16 protein-coding genes and 1 tRNA gene are annotated in these 16,591 nt (G+C 63.2%); 8 read left to right on the top strand and 9 right to left on the bottom strand.

The features are described 5' to 3' along the window. Positions 1–6 precede the first annotated feature (6 nt). Positions 7–693, top strand: coding sequence for a septation protein A (locus NO934_RS08630; RefSeq protein WP_309163529.1), 687 nt, complete (start codon positions 7–9; stop codon positions 691–693). Here the strand turns inward: NO934_RS08630 and NO934_RS08625 are convergent, their stop codons facing one another. The 5 genes from NO934_RS08625 to ccmA are packed head-to-tail and all read right to left on the bottom strand — an operon-like array spanning position 694 to position 3,453. After that, on the bottom strand, positions 694–1,245 hold the full coding sequence (locus NO934_RS08625) for a DsbE family thiol:disulfide interchange protein (RefSeq protein ID WP_309163527.1): 552 nt from the start codon (positions 1,243–1,245) through the stop codon (positions 694–696). It lies immediately after the preceding gene. Next, positions 1,242–1,403: a heme exporter protein CcmD gene (gene ccmD / locus NO934_RS08620; protein WP_309163526.1), complete on the bottom strand. Its 162-nt coding sequence runs from the start codon at positions 1,401–1,403 to the stop codon at positions 1,242–1,244. Before ccmD ends, NO934_RS08625 begins: the two co-directional genes overlap by 4 nt. Beyond that, positions 1,400–2,173: a heme ABC transporter permease gene (locus NO934_RS08615; protein WP_309163525.1), complete on the bottom strand. Its 774-nt coding sequence runs from the start codon at positions 2,171–2,173 to the stop codon at positions 1,400–1,402. Before NO934_RS08615 ends, ccmD begins: the two co-directional genes overlap by 4 nt. Beyond that, positions 2,174–2,836 carry a heme exporter protein CcmB gene (gene ccmB, locus NO934_RS08610; protein ID WP_309163524.1) on the bottom strand — a complete coding sequence of 221 codons (663 nt, stop codon included), beginning with the start codon at positions 2,834–2,836 and terminating at the stop codon, positions 2,174–2,176. Continuing rightward, positions 2,833–3,453, bottom strand: a complete 621-nt coding sequence (gene ccmA, locus NO934_RS08605; protein WP_309163523.1) for a heme ABC exporter ATP-binding protein CcmA — start codon at positions 3,451–3,453, stop codon at positions 2,833–2,835. The genes ccmB and ccmA overlap by 4 nt, the downstream gene beginning before the upstream one ends. Before the next feature lie 287 nt (positions 3,454–3,740). Here ccmA and acnA point away from each other — a divergent pair, with 287 nt between their 5' ends. Beyond that, the gene (gene acnA / locus NO934_RS08600) at positions 3,741–6,506 is read left to right on the top strand and encodes an aconitate hydratase AcnA (protein ID WP_309163522.1); all 2,766 of its coding nucleotides are present in this window, start codon (positions 3,741–3,743) and stop codon (positions 6,504–6,506) included. A gap of 176 nt (positions 6,507–6,682) precedes the next feature. Here the strand turns inward: acnA and NO934_RS08595 are convergent, their stop codons facing one another. The 3 genes from NO934_RS08595 to NO934_RS08585 form a co-directional block, all read right to left on the bottom strand. Continuing rightward, positions 6,683–7,423 (bottom strand): sulfite exporter TauE/SafE family protein, encoded by a 741-nt coding sequence (locus NO934_RS08595; protein ID WP_309163521.1) that lies wholly within the window; start codon positions 7,421–7,423, stop codon positions 6,683–6,685. A 201-nt stretch (positions 7,424–7,624) separates the two neighbouring features. Further along, a complete protein-coding gene (locus NO934_RS08590; protein ID WP_309163520.1) occupies positions 7,625–7,951 on the bottom strand; it encodes a cupin domain-containing protein in 327 nt (108 codons plus the stop codon). A gap of 105 nt (positions 7,952–8,056) precedes the next feature. Beyond that, positions 8,057–8,131, bottom strand: a tRNA-Gly gene (locus NO934_RS08585). Between the two features lie 175 nt (positions 8,132–8,306). Here NO934_RS08585 and NO934_RS08580 point away from each other — a divergent pair. From NO934_RS08580 to NO934_RS08570, 3 genes are read left to right on the top strand one after another with little or no spacing between them, the layout of a single operon-like run. Continuing rightward, the gene (locus NO934_RS08580; RefSeq protein ID WP_309163519.1) at positions 8,307–9,293 is read left to right on the top strand and encodes a co-chaperone YbbN; all 987 of its coding nucleotides are present in this window, start codon (positions 8,307–8,309) and stop codon (positions 9,291–9,293) included. Between the two features lie 27 nt (positions 9,294–9,320). Further along, on the top strand, positions 9,321–9,980 hold the full coding sequence (locus NO934_RS08575) for an LON peptidase substrate-binding domain-containing protein (protein WP_309163518.1): 660 nt from the start codon (positions 9,321–9,323) through the stop codon (positions 9,978–9,980). Next, complete coding sequence (locus tag NO934_RS08570; RefSeq protein ID WP_309163517.1) at positions 9,977–10,240, top strand: Trm112 family protein; 264 nt, start codon at positions 9,977–9,979, stop codon at positions 10,238–10,240. The genes NO934_RS08575 and NO934_RS08570 overlap by 4 nt, the downstream gene beginning before the upstream one ends. Positions 10,241–10,362: 122 nt before the next feature. Here NO934_RS08570 and NO934_RS08565 read toward each other — a convergent pair whose 3' ends face one another. Then, a complete protein-coding gene (locus NO934_RS08565; protein ID WP_309163516.1) occupies positions 10,363–11,583 on the bottom strand; it encodes an FAD-dependent monooxygenase in 1,221 nt (406 codons plus the stop codon). 299 nt (positions 11,584–11,882) lie between these two features. Between NO934_RS08565 and NO934_RS08560 the strand changes: the two genes are divergently transcribed. The 3 genes from NO934_RS08560 (at position 11,883) to NO934_RS08550 (ending at position 16,464) form a co-directional block, all read left to right on the top strand. Then, a complete protein-coding gene (locus NO934_RS08560; protein WP_309163515.1) occupies positions 11,883–12,221 on the top strand; it encodes a P-II family nitrogen regulator in 339 nt (112 codons plus the stop codon). Between the two features lie 27 nt (positions 12,222–12,248). Then, positions 12,249–13,619, top strand: coding sequence for an ammonium transporter (locus NO934_RS08555; RefSeq protein WP_309163513.1), 1,371 nt, complete (start codon positions 12,249–12,251; stop codon positions 13,617–13,619). Positions 13,620–13,881: 262 nt separating this feature from the next. After that, positions 13,882–16,464 carry a DNA translocase FtsK gene (locus NO934_RS08550; protein ID WP_309163512.1) on the top strand — a complete coding sequence of 861 codons (2,583 nt, stop codon included), beginning with the start codon at positions 13,882–13,884 and terminating at the stop codon, positions 16,462–16,464. Positions 16,465–16,591: the final 127 nt, after the last annotated feature.

Here is a 16,591-nt window from a genome sequence, read left to right as displayed (position 1 = left end):
CAAGAAATGGCCCAAACCCAGCCGGAAACCGCCCAAGCCGATCTTCAGGATCTCAAGCCCGCGCTCACCAAGCTGGCACTCGAATTGGGACCGCTCGTCGCCTTCTTCATCGTCAACGCGCAGGGCGAGCGGATCATGGAGGCCTTTCCGGTGCTCGGAACCTGGTTCGCCCAGCCGATCATCTTTGCCACCGCCGTGTTCATGGTCGCCATGGCGATCTCGCTGGTGCTCTCCAAGATGATCTTGAAGCGCATCCCCGTCATGCCGCTGGTCACCGGTGTCGTGGTTCTCGTCTTCGGCGGCATGACGCTCTATTTCCAGGACGCCCTGTTCATCAAATTAAAGCCCACCATCACAAACGTGTTGTTCGGCTCGGTGCTCCTGGGTGGGCTGGTCTTCGGCCAGTCGCTGCTGCGCTATGTCTTTGGCGAGGTTTACAAGCTCCAGGAGCGCGGCTGGTATCTGATGACCTTGCGCTGGGGCGTGTTCTTCTTCGTCCTCGCCGCGCTCAACGAGATCGTCTGGCGCAATTTTTCCGACGATTTCTGGGTGGCCTTCAAGGTCTGGGGCATCATGCCGCTGACCATGATCTTTGCCATGAGCCAGCTCCCGCTGCTCACCAGATATGCTCCGCGCGAGGACACACCCAGCCCGGTGGAAACGGCCGCCGAAGCCGCTCAGACCGAGATGTAACTAGGCCGGCTCGCGCGCCGCTTCGATGGCGGGAAGCAGCACGTTCTCATAGCTTTGGGCATCGAGCGGTCCGGTATGCTTGAACCGGATCGTGCCTTCATTGTCGACGACAAAGGTTTCGGGCACGCCGTAGACGCCCCATTCGATGCCGACCCGCCGGTCGCGATCCGCACCGATCCGATCGTAAGGATTGCCGAGTTCGGCCAGGAACGCCCGTGCGTTTTCGGCCGGGTCGTCATAATTGATGCCGAAAAGCGCCACATCGCGATCCGCAAGGTCCATGAGCAGGGGATGCTCGGCCCGGCATGGGACACACCAGGACGCAAAGACGTTGACGACGACGACGCCATTGCCGGCCATGTCCGCCGTGGCAAAACCCGGCTGGTCGTGGCCTTCGATGGCTGCCAGATCGAAGCTGGGCACCGGCCTGTCGATCAGGGCCGAAGGCACAAAGCTGGTCGAGCGGCCCATCTGGCTGGCAAACACGGCGATAAGGCCGACCAGCACCACCAGCGGCAGTACCGCCAGCCCAATCCGTACCGAAGGCTTCATTTCGCCCTGCGCGCCTGCCGCGCCGCCTCGAGCGCTTCAACCCGCGCCTTGGCGGCACGTGCTGAAATTGCCGTCCAGCCGATCAACCCGCCAACCACGACAATGCTACCGAGATAGGCAGCGGCGATGAATTCCCAATGTTCTCCAAGCGCGATCATGCGGCGCCTCCCGCGGCACGGGCCTGCGCCAGTTCGAGCGAACGGATGCGGCGCTTGGTGACTTCGGTGCGCATGCGCACCAGATGGAGCGTCAGAAACAACAGCGAGAAGGCGACGGTCATGATCAGTAGGGGGGCCAGCATTGATCCATCCATGGTCGGCCCGTCCGCACGGAACACCGAGGCCGGCTGGTGCAGGGTCTGCCACCAATCGACCGAGAATTTGATGATCGGGATATTGATGGCGCCCACCAGCGTCAGCACCGCAACGATGCGCGCCGCCTTGAGCTGATCGTCGAATGCCCGCCAGAGCGCGATCAAACCGAGATAGATAAAGAGCAGCACCAGGGTCGATGTCATCCGCCCGTCCCATTCCCAGAACGTACCCCAGGTGGGCCGGCCCCACATCGAGCCGGTGAACAGCGCCAGGGCGGTAAAGGCGGCGCCGAGCGGGGCGGCGGCCTTTTGGCTCACATCGGCCATGGGATGGCGCCAGACCAGCGTGCCGATGGCCGAGCAGAACATCACCGCATAGCAGAACTGGCTGAGCCAGGCCGTGGGCACGTGCACATACATCATGCGCACGGTGTCACCCATCTGGTAGTCGGCGGGCGAAGCGAAAAAGGAGAAGTAAAGCCCTATCACAAAGGCGATCGCGGTGATCGCGGCAAGAGGCCAAACGATATGGCGGGTCCATCCCATGAACATGCCCGGATGGGCGATACGGGTGAACCAGCCCGGTTCGGCGGGTTTGGGCTGCGTCTGGGCCATCTATTCCCCGGAAATCCTGAGCGCCAGCGCCGCAGCAAACGGGGCCAGCGCGATACTCAAAAGACTCAGCGCCGCTAAAAGCAGCAGCGCCTGGGACGATCCGCCCAGCCGCGCCACATCGAAGGCGCCAGCCCCGAAAATAAGCACAGGAAGGCTCAGCGGCAAGACAAGAACAGGAGCGACAAGCCCCCCGCGCTTGAGGCCAACTGTCACAGCCGCCCCGATCGCCCCGAACGCGGCGAGCGCCGGTGTCCCCAACCCCAAGGAGGCCACCGCCAGCCAGAACCGCTCCGCATCGAGCCCCAGCATCAGGGCCAGGATCGGCATGGCGACGATCAGCGGCAGGCCGGTCAAAAGCCAGTGCGCCACAAGCTTTGCCGCCACCACCGCTTCGAGCGGGAGCGCGGCATGGCGGAAGACGGCAAGACTTCCATCCTCGAAATCGGTGCGGAACAGCCTGTCGTTGGACAAGAGCTGCGCCAAAAGGGCAGCCACCCAGATGATGGCGGGCGCGAGCTGGGCCAGGAGCGGGCGATCCGGCCCCACGGCGAACGGCATCAGAACGCCCACGATCACAAAAAAGAGAACGAGCGTGAGGATGTCGCCGCCCTGGCGCAGCGCCAGGCGCAGATCGCGCGAGACGATGGCAAGGAACGCCTTCATTGTACGCCGCTCCCCAGCACCAGGCTTCCGACCCTGCCGGTCAGTGCAATGTCGAGATGGGTGGCGATCACCGCCAGCCCCCCATTGCCGATATGGCGGGAAACAAGTTCGCCGACCCAAGCGGCTCCAGCCGTATCGAGTGCGCTGGTGGGTTCGTCCAGAAGCCAGAGCGGGCGCGGAACCGCGACGAGCCGGGCCAGCGCCAACCGCCGCGTCTGGCCGGCCGACAACAGCCCCGCATCGAGCGAACCGAGCCCGCCTAGCCCCGCCACCTCCAGCGCCGCGCCGATATCGGCGTCGCCTCCGCCAAGCGTATCGGCCCAGAACTTGAGATTTTCGGCAACGCTCAGCCCCGATTTGATGGCCGGCGCATGCGCGACATAATGGAGATGCGCCAGGGGCGACGCCTCAGGATCACGGCCAAGGTACGCAATCGTGCCCGTTTCGGGCGCGAGCAGACCGGCGAGCGCCATCAATGCCGAGCTTTTCCCGGCCCCGTTGGGGCCCCGCAGCAGCAACGCCTCGCCGGACGATATATTAAAGCTCAGGTCAGAAAGGATCAGCCGTCCGCCGCGCACAATGGAGAGGGCGTGGACGCTCAGGCCCGTGTCCGGCATGCGAGTAAGCCCTCGGTTCGTCATGCCAAAGCTCTATTGAACCCAAGTCCGGGCTGGCAAGTGCAAATTGAATTCATTATAGAGAGGGCGAATTGGGCGGGGGGACGTGACGACTCTATCCTGCCTCATGCCTCCGGACGTGCCGGTGGCCATTGCAGCGTTCGTTGAGCAGGCCCGGAAAGCCGGTTTCTTTTCCGCTTTGCCCGACGATGAAAACAAAGCGATTGGCCGTTTGGCCCGGTCTCATTCGGGGGCGCCCGCAACCCTATTGAGACAAGGCGGCTCGCGTGACCGAAACATCCAATAGCTTTAAAGCCAAGACGAACCTCACCGTTGGAAACAAGGCCTATACGATCTTTTCGCTCGCCGAGGCCGAAAAGAACGGCCTGGATGGCATCTCCCGCCTCCCCCATTCGCTCAAGGTGGTGCTCGAAAACCTCCTGCGCTTTGAAGACGGCCGCACCGTCAAGGCCGAGGACATCAAGGCGGTCAAGGCCTGGCTCGAGGACCGCGGCCGCGCCGGCCATGAGATTTCCTACCGTCCCGCCCGCGTGCTGATGCAGGATTTCACCGGCGTTCCCGCCGTCGTCGACCTCGCCGCCATGCGCGACGCCACCGCGAAGCTCGGCGCCGATCCGCAAAAGATCAATCCGCTCGTCCCTGTCGACCTCGTCATCGACCATTCGGTGATGGTCGATTATTTCGGCACTCCCGCCGCCTTCGAGCAGAACGTCGCCCGCGAATACGAGCGCAATGGCGAGCGCTACGAATTCCTGCGCTGGGGCCAGTCGGCCTTCGAAAATTTCCGCGTCGTTCCTCCCGGCACCGGCATCTGCCACCAGGTGAACCTCGAATATCTCGCTCAGACCGTCTGGACGAAAACCGAGAACGGCGAGGAGATCGCCTATCCCGACACGCTTGTGGGCACCGACAGCCACACCACAATGGTCAACGGCCTCGCCGTGCTCGGCTGGGGCGTGGGCGGCATCGAGGCGGAAGCGGCCATGCTCGGTCAGCCGATCTCCATGCTGATCCCCGAAGTCATCGGCTTTAAATTCACCGGCAAGCTGCCCGAAGGCACCACCGCCACCGACCTCGTGCTGCACGTCACCGAAATGCTGCGCAAGAAGGGCGTGGTCGGCAAGTTCGTCGAATTCTTCGGCGCCGGCCTTTCCAACCTCTCGCTCGAGGACAAGGCGACCATCGCCAACATGGCGCCCGAATATGGCGCCACCTGCGGCTTCTTCCCCATCGATCGCGAGACCATCAAATATCTCAACGATTCGGGCCGCGAACCCGATCGCGTGGCGCTGGTCGAAGCCTATGCCAAGGCCCAGGGCATGTACCGCGCCGACAATGACGAAGATCCCGTCTTCACCGATACGCTCGAGCTCGACCTTTCAACAGTCGTTCCCTCCCTTGCCGGCCCCAAGCGCCCGCAGGACCGCGTGGCGCTCTCCGATGCCTCGACCGCCTTCGTCAAGGCGCTCGATGAGATCGCCGGCGGCCGCAAGGCCAATAGCGTGCCCGAATCGCGCGGCGAGTCGCGCTATGTCGATGAAGGCGCCACCGGCGTCCACGACACCCCCGAGGACAACGACACGCACGGCCACGCGGTCGAGGGCGCCGATTTCCGCATTGCCGACGGCGATGTGGTGATCGCCGCGATCACGTCCTGCACCAACACCTCCAACCCCTCGGTGCTGATCGCTGCGGGCCTGGTCGCCCGCAAGGCGCGCGAAAAGGGCCTAAAGCCCCAGCCCTGGGTCAAGACCTCGCTGGCCCCCGGCTCCCAGGTGGTCACTGAATATCTGGAAAAATCCGGCCTGCAGTCCGACCTCGACGCCATGGGCTTCAACACCGTGGGCTATGGCTGCACCACCTGCATCGGCAATTCCGGGCCGCTCGACGACAACATCTCCAAATGCATCAACGACAACGACCTGGTCGCCGTCTCGGTGCTTTCGGGGAACCGCAATTTCGAGGGCCGCGTCAATCCCGACGTGCGCGCCAATTACCTGGCGTCCCCTCCGCTGGTCGTCGCCTATTCCCTGCTTGGCAAGATGACCCGCGACATCACCACCGAGCCGCTCGGCACCGGGTCCGACGGCCAGCCGGTCTATCTCAAGGACATCTGGCCCTCCTCGGCCGAAATCGCCGAAGTGCTGCGCTCGGCCATTTCCGTCGACATGTTCAAGCGCCGTTATGGCGACGTCTTTAAAGGCGACAAGCGCTGGCAGGAGATCAAGGTCGATGGCGGGGAGACCTATAAGTGGAATTCGTCCTCCACTTACGTGCAGAACCCGCCCTATTTCGAGGATATGAGCTTAACCCCCAAGCCCATCACCGACATCGAAGGCGCCCGCTTGCTCTCGCTGTTCCTCGATTCGATCACCACCGACCATATCTCCCCGGCCGGCTCGTTCAAGGCCGGCACCCCGGCGGGCAAATATCTGGTCGAACGGCAGGTCAAGCCCATCGACTTCAACTCCTATGGCGCCCGCCGCGGCAATCATGAGGTGATGATGCGCGGCACCTTCGCCAATATCCGCATCAAGAACCAGATGCTCGACGGGGTCGAAGGCGGCTTCACCAAATCGCCCTCGGGCGAAACCGTGCCGATCTATGACGCAGCCATGGAATACAAGGCGCAAGGGGTCCCGCTGGTGATCTTTGCCGGCAAGGAATACGGCACCGGCTCGTCCCGCGACTGGGCGGCCAAGGGCACCAACCTGCTTGGTGTGAAAGCCGTGATTGCCCAGAGCTTCGAGCGTATCCACCGCTCCAACCTGGTCGGCATGGGCGTTCTGCCCCTGGTGTTCCAGGATGGCGCCTCCTGGCAGAGCCTGGGCATTACCGGCGATGAAACCGTTTCGATCCGTGGCCTTGCCGATATCGAGCCGCGCCAGACCCTCGAACTCGACATCACCTTCGCCGATGGCCGCAAGGAGATGGTGCCGGTGCTCCTGCGCATCGATACCCTCGACGAGCTCGAATATTACCGCCACGGCGGCATCCTGCACTACGTGCTGCGCAATCTCGTCGCCGCGTAAGACGGCAGCACCCGAGAAAACGAAAGGGCGGCTCGAGCCGCCCTTTTTGTTTGGAGCGTGTCCAGCAAAAGCATGTCCGTAGCGTGACCGGGGATGGAAACGGTTTTGCGGTTCCGACACGCGACAATGCAAAGGATCAGGGCCGAGGATTTGATGCAATCAAATCCTGAACGGCGTTAGAGACCGAGCACCATTTTCAGCCCGATCACGCCCAGAAAGATCAGGATCATTCTGTCGAACGCCTCCGCCGAAAGCTTGGAGGCCAGCCACTGCCCCACGGGCATGAAAAGGAAAGTCGGCAGCAGCGCAAAGACACCCTGCAGCAGCCATTCGGGCCGCAGCACGCCTGCGACCCACAGCGCCGGTGCCTGCACAAGCGCCAGAACCAGGAACATGGCCGAAATCGCGAAAACCAGCGGCTCGCGCGGCAAGCGCATGGCGTGGATGAAGGTCACCCCTATCGGCGCTGAAATGCCCGTGGAGCCATGCAGCAATCCCGCTCCGAGCCCGGCTGGAATCGCCCAGCGGCGCGCCGCTGCCTGGCTGATCGCGAAATGGGGCTTTGAAAGCCGCAGGCCGAGATAGGCCAGCAGCAATATCCCAAGCGTCAGCGCCAACCCGCGTTCGGGCACGGCGGTGAGAAACCATGTCCCCCCGACCACCCCCAGCGCGCAGAAAACGAGCATCAGCCCCAGAAAACCCAGCCGGTCAGCATGCCGCGCATCCTTGAAACGCCAGATCTGGTAGACATTGGAGACCAGCACCGGCACGAGCAGCACGGCGATGGCATGCTGCAGCCCGAACAGGGTGGCAAGGATGGGAATGGCGATGAGCGGCATGCCCATGCCGGTCGCGCCCTTGGAGATCGCCCCCGCGCCGACGGCGACGAAGATCAGGGCCAGAGTGGAAAAATCCATGGAATCCAGACTCGGAAATATCGAGATCGCGGCCGACCGGCCGCTCCGCGATTGCTAGCCCAAGCCAGCCTGGAGCGCAAATCTTCCCATCGCCCCTCTAAAGCGTGTCCAGCAAAAGTGGAAACGGTTTTGCGGTTCGGACACGCGACCAAACAAGGACTTAGAGCAATTGAAGCGATTCGAAGAAAAGCGAAAATGCTCTTAGAGCCAGACAGTCACAAAATTCGGGCTGGCATGGATGTCGATCATCTCCAGTGGCTCAGGCCCGAGATTTTCGAACCGATGCGGCACGCCGTCCGGCGCGACCACGATGTCGCCGGCCTTGGCCACCCGGGTCGTTTCACCGAGCGTGAATCGCACCATACCGGAACGCACGACAAAAGTTTCGGCATAAGGATGGGTATGAAGCTGCGGCCCGTATCCGATGACCTCGGAGCGGTTGAAGATGATCGAAACCCCGCTGCCGCTGTCGGGCTCCTCCCACTCCCCGTGCCAGCCCTCCGGCCCGGTCCGCAACGCTCTATCCATGATCTCGCTCCGCTTTCATGAGCCAGAGCCATATCACCATGAACGGACCGCAAAAACGACAAAGGAGCCTTCCGGCCCCTGCGCATTCCCTTGTGGGAGAAAATTTGGAGCGGGCGATGAGATTCGAACTCACGACCCTAACCTTGGCAAGGTTATGCTCTACCCCTGAGCTACGCCCGCACTCCAAGTCCCGGTGCGCTCTTGGCGGCACCGCGATGGGCGCCTATATGCCCAACCGAAATGACAATTGCAACCCATATTTTTGCAGTTCCCGAGACGTTGTCTCAACCGGGCCGATCACTGTGCCCGATCAGGGCTTTTGCACCGGCGATCCGCTTGGTGTAAGGGTCGAGCAATGTCCGACGCTCCGAACCAAAGCGTCAAGCAAAGGCACGAGAACATGGACTTAAGCCTCAATCCCTCCCAGGCCCAGACGCAAACCGACGATTCGCTCATCGTTGAGTCTTCGACGGCACGCTTTCAGGCCGACGTGCTCGAAGCTTCGCTCAGCCGGCCGATCCTCGTCGATTTCTGGGCTCCCTGGTGCGGCCCCTGCAAGCAGTTGACCCCGGCGCTCGAAAAGATCGTTACTGCGCTGAAGGGCAAGGTGGGCCTGGTCAAGATCAATGTCGATGAGAACCAGGCTCTCGCCGGCCAGATGGGCGTGCAGTCCATCCCCGCCGTTTTCGGCTTTGTCGGCGGCCGTCCGGTCGATGGCTTCATGGGCGCACTGCCCGAAAGCGAAGTGGCCCGTTTTGCCAACAAGCTCATCGAAATGGCCACCCGCGCCGGCATCGGCGGCCCCTCGGAAGCCGAAAGCCAGGTCGCGGCGGCGATGGAAGCCGCCCAGGCCGCGCTCGAAGCCGAGGATTATGAGCGCGCCTATCAGATCTTTGCCACCGTGCTGCGCCATGCCCCCGATAATGTCGATGCGGTGGTCGGCGTGGCCACCGTTCAGTTCAAGACCGGCGATCGCGACGGCGCCCGCGAAACGCTTTCCATGCTTCCCGAAGGGGAAAGCCATGCTGGAGCCGATGCCCTCATCAAGGCGATAGCCCTTGATGAGGAAGCGGCCAAGCTGGGCGATGCCGCCGAACTCGAGCGCAGGATCGAGGCGAACCCCGCCGATCATCAGGCCCGCTTCGACCTCGCCATGATCCGTAATGCCAGGGGCGATCGCCTGGGGGCCGCTCAAGCCCTGATCGCCATCATGGAACGCGATCGCGATTGGCAGGAGGACGGCGCGCGAAAAAAACTGCTCGAATTCTTCGAAGCCTGGGGCGCCAAGGATCCCGCAACGCTCAAGGGTCGCCGTATGCTGTCGTCCCTGTTGTTCCGCTGATTGACCCCAACGATTAAAGGATTTGCCATGCGCCGCCCGGCCTCGATTTCAGAACTGCCGGACATGCTCGCGCTTTTTCCCTTGAGCCGCGCCCTGCTGCTGCCCGGAACACACCGCCCGCTCAATGTTTTCGAGCCGCGCTTTGTCGCCATGGTCGATGACGCGCTGGCCGGCAACCGGATGATCGGTCTCATCCAGCCCCGCGATACCGCCGAGGAGGCGCCGCGCGGACAGGTGCCGCTGGAAAAGATCGGCTGTATCGGGAGGATCACCCATTTCGAGGAACAGGCGGAAAACCGCTATTTCATTATTCTCGAAGGCGTGTGCCGCTTTGCTCCGGCCGAGGAGTTGACCGCCGCCACCCCCTACCGTCAGGCCCGCATCGACACATCGGCGTTCAGCGCCGATTTCTCGCCCTATCTGGGCGAGGAGGCCGTGGATCGCCAGCGGCTGACCACCGTGTTGCGCAGCTATGCCGAATTTGCGCAGATCGAGGTCGACTGGGAAGAAATCGAGGAGATGAGCACCGGCGAACTCATCAATCTTGCCGCCATGCTCGGACCCTATGGTCCGCTTGAAAAGCAGGCGCTGCTCGAAGCCAAGACCCTGGTCGAACGCGCCGAAACCCTCATGGCCCTGGCCGAAATGGAGATGGCGCGGGCCCGCTCGGGCGTCGTGCTGCAATGAGCCCTTCCCCCGGCCAGCCCCACGGCGATGCCGATCATCCGCGCTACCGGCTCGACCCGCGGACCATCGAAATGCTGGTTTGTCCGGTGACCAAGACCCGGCTGACGCTGTCCAAGGATGGAACCGAGCTGATCTCGATCGTCGCCCGTTACGCTTTTCCCATCCGCAAAGGCGTCCCCCTGCTGGTGGTCGATGCGGCCCGCCATATCGATGAAGCCGAGGTCGAAGCTCTGCGCAACCGGCCGGCAGAGGGCGATTAGAGCGTGTCCAGCAAAAGCATGTCCATGGCGCGACCGGGGATGGAAACGGTTTTGCGGTTCGGACACGCGACAAAACAAGGCGTTAGAGGCCAGGATTTGATTCGATCAGATCCTGGACGGCTCTAGGGCGCCAGTCCGCGCAACAGCTTGGCTCCCGAGGTTCCGGCGGCCTGGCCGATAAAGGCCTCCTTGAGCGGCGCGGCACGATCGACAAGCGAAAGCCCGAAATCGCGCAGTGCCCGCAGCGGGGCCATGTCGTTGGAAAACAGCCGGTTGAGCCCGTCGGTCGCCAATGCCATGGCCGTGGTATCCGCGCGCCGCCGCCCCTCGTAGCGTTCGAGCACTTGCATCCGTCCGAAATCCTCGCCCAGCCGCAGGGCATCGATCAGGACTTCAGTGAGAACCGCCACGTCCCGCAAGCCGAGGTTCAGACCCTGGCCGGCCAGGGGGTGGATGACATGGGCGGCATCGCCCACCAGCGCCAGCCGCGGCGCGGCGAACCGATGGGCGAGAACCAGATGCAGGGGGAAGCTCTGCACCTTCTCGGCGATCTCCACCCGTCCCAGCACTGACCCCATCGCCGCTTCGATGCGGCCGGCAAGGTCGGCCGGTGCCATGGCGAGCAGCGCCTGCGCCATTTGAGGTTTTTCCGTCCACACCAGCGAGGATTGATTGCCCTTGAGCGGCAGCGAGGCGAAAGGCCCGGCCGGGAGAAAATGCTCATAGGCGATGTCGTTGTGCGGCTCGCTATGGGTGATGGTGGTGACCAGCCCGGCCTGGCGATAATCGTGCGAGAACGTTTTGATCCCGGCCAGATGGCGCAGCGTCGAACGGCCGCCATCGGCGGCAATCACCAGCGTTGCCCTGAGAGCCCGCCCATCCTCGAGCACGATTTCAGCATGTGCCGGACCGGTCTTGAACGCGGCCACCGCGCCGGGTTCGATAATTTCCACCGCGTCGATTCCGGCGAGCAACGCCGCCGCGCTCGCCGTGTTGGGCACCATATGCGCAAACGGCTCGCCAGGCGCCGCGGAACCGGCGAAGTCGAGAAACACCGGGCGCGCCATATCGCCGGTCCCCGAATCGGTGATCTTCATCGCCGCGATCGGATTGGCCGCGTCGGCCATGCCCGGCCACACCCCTATCGCCTCGAAAAGATGCCGCACGCCGGCAGCGATAGCCGAAGCGCGCGAATCCTGAGGCACCGATAGGTGCCGCCTGTCGAGCAGTCCCAGCGAAATCCCCGGCACGAAGCGGGTGAGCGCAATGGCCAAGGAGAGCCCCACCGGCCCACCGCCCACCACCAGAACGTCAAATGCCCGCGTCTTTTCCCCATCGGTCATGGCGCTTGTCCTTTCGATCGTGGATCCACAATGCGCTCCCCAGCCCTTGAGTGGCAAGGGTGCCGATGCCGCACGGGATATCGAACAGCCACCTGCACATAAAAACGCCACCCTCACCTTGACGACTGACTTCATGCACAAAAATTACGCATGTCTAATTATGGCGGGATTGCGGCTTCCTCTTCTGCTCCGATAGAAGATTAGCAAATTCAATGATTTAGTTGTCATGAATTTGGATTGGCACGGCTTTTGAGTCCGATTGCCCGTGTCAGGTGCGCAATCGGAAAGGGGAGCCACCCATGAAACTGCTAATCGCCATCATAAAGCCATCGCGGCTCGAAGAGGTTCGTCAGGCCCTCAATTCGCTCGATGTGCACGGCATGACCGTAACAGAGGTCAAGGGGTACGGACGTCAGAAGGGGCATTCGGAAATCTATCGCGGCACGGAATATGCCGTTCATTTCCTGCCCAAGCTCAAGGTCGAAATCGCTGTCGATGCCGCTCAGGTCGACGCTGTCGCCACCGCCATCAAGGACGCGGCCCAGACCGGCCGTATCGGCGACGGTAAGATCTTCATCCTCGACCTCGAACAGGCCATCCGCATCCGCACCGGGGAAACCGGCACGGAAGCGCTCTGAGGCCCGGCGTCCATTTAGGAGACAATCATGACATTGAAGAAAAGCAAATTGCTGGGCATGGCGGCGATGGCCTCCCTGCTCATCGCCCTGCCCGCGCTCGGGCAGGATGCCGCTCCGGTGGAAGAGGCGGCCGCGACGGTTTCGGAGGGCGTTTCGGCCGACGTCGTCTTCATCCTCAACTCGTTCCTGATGATTTTCGGCGGCGTGTTGGTGATGTGGATGGCCGCGGGCTTTGCCATGCTCGAAGCGGGCCTGGTGCGCACCAAGAACGTTTCTATGCAGCTTTTGAAAAACATCTCGCTGTTTTCGATCGCTGCCATCGCCTATTACCTGATCGGCTACAACCTCATGTACCCGCTCGGCAACTGGACCATCGGTTCGGACGAAACCGGCGGCTATCTCGGCGCCTTCGGCATCGCGATCCTTGAAGCCGTCGGCATCACCGCCGATACGGCCGACGATTTCTCCTATGCGGCGACCAGCTCGGACTTTTTCTTCCAGGTCATGTTCTGCGCCACCGCGGCCTCGATCGTCTCGGGCACGCTTGCCGAGCGCATCAAGATCCTGCCCTTCCTGATCTTCACCGTCGTCCTGACGGCGCTGATCTACCCCATCCAGGCGTCCTGGAAGTGGGGCGGCGGGTTCCTCGATGCCATGGGTTTTCTCGATTTCGCCGGCTCGACGGTCGTGCACTCGGTTGGTGGCTGGGCGGCTCTGGCCGGCGCCATCCTGCTGGGCGCCCGCAACGGCAAGTACAATCCGGACGGTACCGTCAACGCCATGCCCGGTTCCTCCATGCCGCTCGCGGCTTTGGGCACCTTCATCCTCTGGATGGGCTGGTTCGGCTTTAACGGCGCGTCCCAGCTCGCCATGGGCTCGGTTGGCGATGTCGCCGATGTCGGCCGCATCATGGCCAACACCAATGCCGGCGCCGCCGGCGGCGCGGTCGCGGCTCTGGTCCTTACCGCACTGCTCTACAAAAAGGTCGACGTCACCTTCGTGCTCAACGGCGCGCTGGCCGGCCTCGTGGCGATCACCGCCGAACCGCTCACCCCGGGCCTGGGCACCGCTTCGATGATCGGCGCCGTTGGTGGCGTGATCGTCGTCTTTGCCGTGCCGCTTCTCGACCGGCTCAAGATCGACGACGTGGTGGGCGCCATCCCCGTCCACCTTCTCGCCGGCATCTGGGGCACCATCGCCGTGGTCTTTACCAACCCCGACGCCAATCTGGGCGTCCAGCTCCTCTCGATCGTGGTTGTCGGCATCTTCGTCTTCGCGATCAGCTTCATCGTCTGGATGATCCTCAAGGCGACCACGGGCCTGCGTCCGACCGAGGACGACGAAGCCCTCGGGCTCGACAAGGCCGAAGTCGGCGTCGAGGCCTATCCGGAATTCTGATCGGATTTCCCGCACCGGGACGGCGCCCATGGCGCCGTTCCTCCGTCTCCAAGGCTTGAGACGGCATGCAGCCCGTATCCCTCTTGACCCCACATCCAAGAGGCCTTCCCACTCGCAATCGATATGGGCTGCATCCCCTCTCGAGCGCCTGCCCCGCCGCCATGGCGGGGCTTTCGATTTTTCACCCGGCTGCTAATCGGAGGTTAACCATGCGCGGCTAGGGTTGGCTCCAAAAGTATTGCGTAACCTGCCGGCAGTTCCGATGACCCTGCATCCTTCGTCGCATTTGGACGACAGCCACCGCTCAACCCCGGTGCTCTCGATCACGATCCCCGTGCGTTTCGTGGGCCTGGCTATTGCCGCACTCTGCGTATTGGGCCTTGTATCCCTGGCATCCTGGAAGGTCGACGATCCCTCCTTCTCCTATGCCACCGACAAGCCGGTGGAGAACTGGCTGGGCTTTCCCGGCGCCGCGCTCGCCGACATCGGGTTCCAGCTCCTGGGGTTGGGCGCGCCGCTGCTGCTTTTGCCGCCGCTCGTCTGGTCGTGGTCGATGATTCGGCGCATCGTTCCCTCCTATCTCGGCCTGCGGCTGACCGGCTGGCTGCTGGGAACGGTGCTCGCCACCGGCGCTTTCGCCTGTATCCCCACCCCCGAAAGCTGGCCGCTCCCCCTGGGACTTGGGGGCTTTGTCGGCACCGGCTTTTCCTCCCTTTTCGCCACCATCGCCGGCCAGGCGCCGCAAGGTTGGGGCGCGATTGTCTATGGCGTGCTGCTGGCCGTCCCCGCCCTGGGGCTTGTCTGGCTGGCGTCCCGCTCGCGCTCGGTGTTCGAGAACGAACCCTCGGTTCCTGCCAAGTCCACCCGCCGCCGCGCCAAGACGCCCGAGCCGGAGCCCGATCCCGAGGAAGCCTCCGATTCGCCCGGCATCTTCGATGTGGCCATCGGCTTTGCCGCGCACTCCTTTTATGGCACGCGTGCCGCGCTCAAACGCGTCTTCCGCCGCGGCAAGACGGACGCAGCGCTTCCCGCACGTCCCTTCCAGAACGCCGATTTCGAGCCCCAGCTCGATCGCGCCATCCCGCTCGCCCGCCATCCCGAACGCGCCGAGCCTCCCCTCTCGCGCGATTGGGAGGACGAGCCGGCCAATGATGACGATTACGACGACTACGCACCGATCGCCGAACGGCGCGATTCCGATGACGACATCGCCCGGCTGATCGTCGAGCAGGCCCCCGCCGGCCGCGCCCGGGTCGCAGCTCCCGCCCCGCGTCCCGCCCCCTCGGCCCGTCAGGTGCGCGAGGCCCAGGCCACTTTCCTGCCAACCGATGGGTTCGAGTTGCCCCCGCTCGACCTCCTCGCCGCCCCCGGCGCCAACCAGCTTCTTCCCGAGCACCATCCCGATGCGCTGGAGGAAAACGCCAAGCGGCTCGAAGGCGTGCTCGAGGATTTCGGCGTCAAGGGCGACATCATCAATGTCCGCCCCGGCCCGGTCGTGACCCTTTACGAGCTCGAACCGGCCCCCGGCATCAAGTCGAGCCGGGTGATCTCGCTCGCCGACGATATCGCGCGCTCCATGAGCGCCATTTCCGCCCGCGTCGCCGTGGTTCCGGGCCGCAACGCCATCGGCATCGAATTGCCCAACAAGACGCGCGAAACCGTGTTCCTGCGCGAGCTTCTTGCATCGTCCGATTACGATAAGGCCAAAGCCAAGCTCCCCATTTGCCTCGGCAAAACCATCGGCGGGGAGCCGATCATCGTCGATCTGGCCCGCATGCCGCACTTGCTCATCGCCGGCACCACCGGTTCGGGCAAGTCGGTGGGGATCAACACAATGATCCTTTCCCTGCTCTATAAGATGGCTCCCGAGCAGTGCCGCCTGATTATGATCGACCCGAAAATGCTCGAGCTTTCGGTCTATGACGGCATCCCGCACCTTCTGACCCCCGTGGTCACCGACCCGGCCAAGGCGGTCGTGGCGCTCAAATGGGCGGTGCGCGAGATGGAAGACCGCTACAAGAAGATGAGCAAGATCGGCGTGCGCAACATCGACGGCTTCAATGCCCGCGTCGCCGAGGCGGCGGAAAAGGGCGAGGTCATCACCCGCACCGTCCAGACCGGTTTCGACCGGGAAACCGGCGAGGCGATCTTTGAATCGGAAGAATTCGACCTCGAGCCGCTTCCCTATATCGTGGTGATCGTCGATGAGATGGCCGACCTGATGATGGTGGCCGGCAAGGACATCGAGGGCGCCATCCAGCGCCTCGCCCAGATGGCCCGCGCCGCCGGCATTCACCTCATCATGGCGACGCAACGCCCCTCGGTCGACGTCATCACCGGCACGGTCAAGGCCAACTTCCCCACCCGCGTCTCCTTTCAGGTGACCAGTAAGATCGACAGCCGCACCATCCTGGGCGAGCAGGGCGCCGAACAGCTCCTTGGCAATGGCGACATGCTCTATATGGCCGGCGGCGGCCGCATCAAGCGCCTGCACGGCGCGTTCGTGGCCGATGGCGAGGTCGAGGACATCGTTTCGCACTTGAAGAGCCAGGGCACGCCCGAATATCTCGAATCGATAACCGCCGAGGACGATGACGGCCAGATGGGCGGATTCGATGATGATGGCGGCTTCGGTGGATCGGGAGACGAGCTCTACGACAAGGCCGTCAACATCGTTCTCTCCGACAAGAAAGCCTCCACCTCCTATATCCAGCGCCGGCTCTCGGTGGGCTACAACAAGGCCGCGACCCTGATCGAGCGCATGGAGCAGGAGGGGATCATTTCCCCCGCCAATCACGCGGGCAAGCGCGAAGTTCTCGTCGGGGACAATGCCGACGGTTACTAGAGCCCAAACGGAACTACGCCGGCACACGGGGAGTTTATCGCCGAGCCGGCCCGCCGGTTCCCGCTCTTGCCGCAATTGGGTTTTACCCCCGCATCCAAGGGGTAAACCCATCTCAAAAATACCGATC

Origin of the sequence: Pelagibacterium sp. H642, from assembly GCF_031202855.1 — a bacterium.
GTDB lineage: Bacteria > Pseudomonadota > Alphaproteobacteria > Rhizobiales > Devosiaceae > Pelagibacterium.
The sequence above is the reverse complement of the archived record's forward strand: the minus strand, read 5'-3'. Positions and strand labels throughout refer to the sequence as shown.

Excerpts from the sequence above, each read along its gene's own strand:
- NO934_RS08630 (WP_309163529.1), top strand. The coding sequence starts at position 7 with ATGGCCCAAACCCAGCCGGAAACCGCCCAAGCCGATCTTCAGGATCTC.
- NO934_RS08625 (WP_309163527.1), bottom strand. The coding sequence starts at position 1,245 with ATGAAGCCTTCGGTACGGATTGGGCTGGCGGTACTGCCGCTGGTGGTG.
- ccmD (WP_309163526.1), bottom strand. The coding sequence starts at position 1,403 with ATGATCGCGCTTGGAGAACATTGGGAATTCATCGCCGCTGCCTATCTC.
- NO934_RS08615 (WP_309163525.1), bottom strand. The coding sequence starts at position 2,173 with ATGGCCCAGACGCAGCCCAAACCCGCCGAACCGGGCTGGTTCACCCGT.
- ccmB (WP_309163524.1), bottom strand. The coding sequence starts at position 2,836 with ATGAAGGCGTTCCTTGCCATCGTCTCGCGCGATCTGCGCCTGGCGCTG.
- ccmA (WP_309163523.1), bottom strand. The coding sequence starts at position 3,453 with ATGCCGGACACGGGCCTGAGCGTCCACGCCCTCTCCATTGTGCGCGGC.
- NO934_RS08595 (WP_309163521.1), bottom strand. The coding sequence starts at position 7,423 with ATGGATTTTTCCACTCTGGCCCTGATCTTCGTCGCCGTCGGCGCGGGG.
- NO934_RS08590 (WP_309163520.1), bottom strand. The coding sequence starts at position 7,951 with ATGGATAGAGCGTTGCGGACCGGGCCGGAGGGCTGGCACGGGGAGTGG.
- NO934_RS08580 (WP_309163519.1), top strand. The coding sequence starts at position 8,307 with ATGTCCGACGCTCCGAACCAAAGCGTCAAGCAAAGGCACGAGAACATG.
- NO934_RS08575 (WP_309163518.1), top strand. The coding sequence starts at position 9,321 with ATGCGCCGCCCGGCCTCGATTTCAGAACTGCCGGACATGCTCGCGCTT.
- NO934_RS08570 (WP_309163517.1), top strand. The coding sequence starts at position 9,977 with ATGAGCCCTTCCCCCGGCCAGCCCCACGGCGATGCCGATCATCCGCGC.
- NO934_RS08565 (WP_309163516.1), bottom strand. The coding sequence starts at position 11,583 with ATGACCGATGGGGAAAAGACGCGGGCATTTGACGTTCTGGTGGTGGGC.
- NO934_RS08560 (WP_309163515.1), top strand. The coding sequence starts at position 11,883 with ATGAAACTGCTAATCGCCATCATAAAGCCATCGCGGCTCGAAGAGGTT.
- NO934_RS08555 (WP_309163513.1), top strand. The coding sequence starts at position 12,249 with ATGACATTGAAGAAAAGCAAATTGCTGGGCATGGCGGCGATGGCCTCC.
- NO934_RS08550 (WP_309163512.1), top strand. The coding sequence starts at position 13,882 with ATGACCCTGCATCCTTCGTCGCATTTGGACGACAGCCACCGCTCAACC.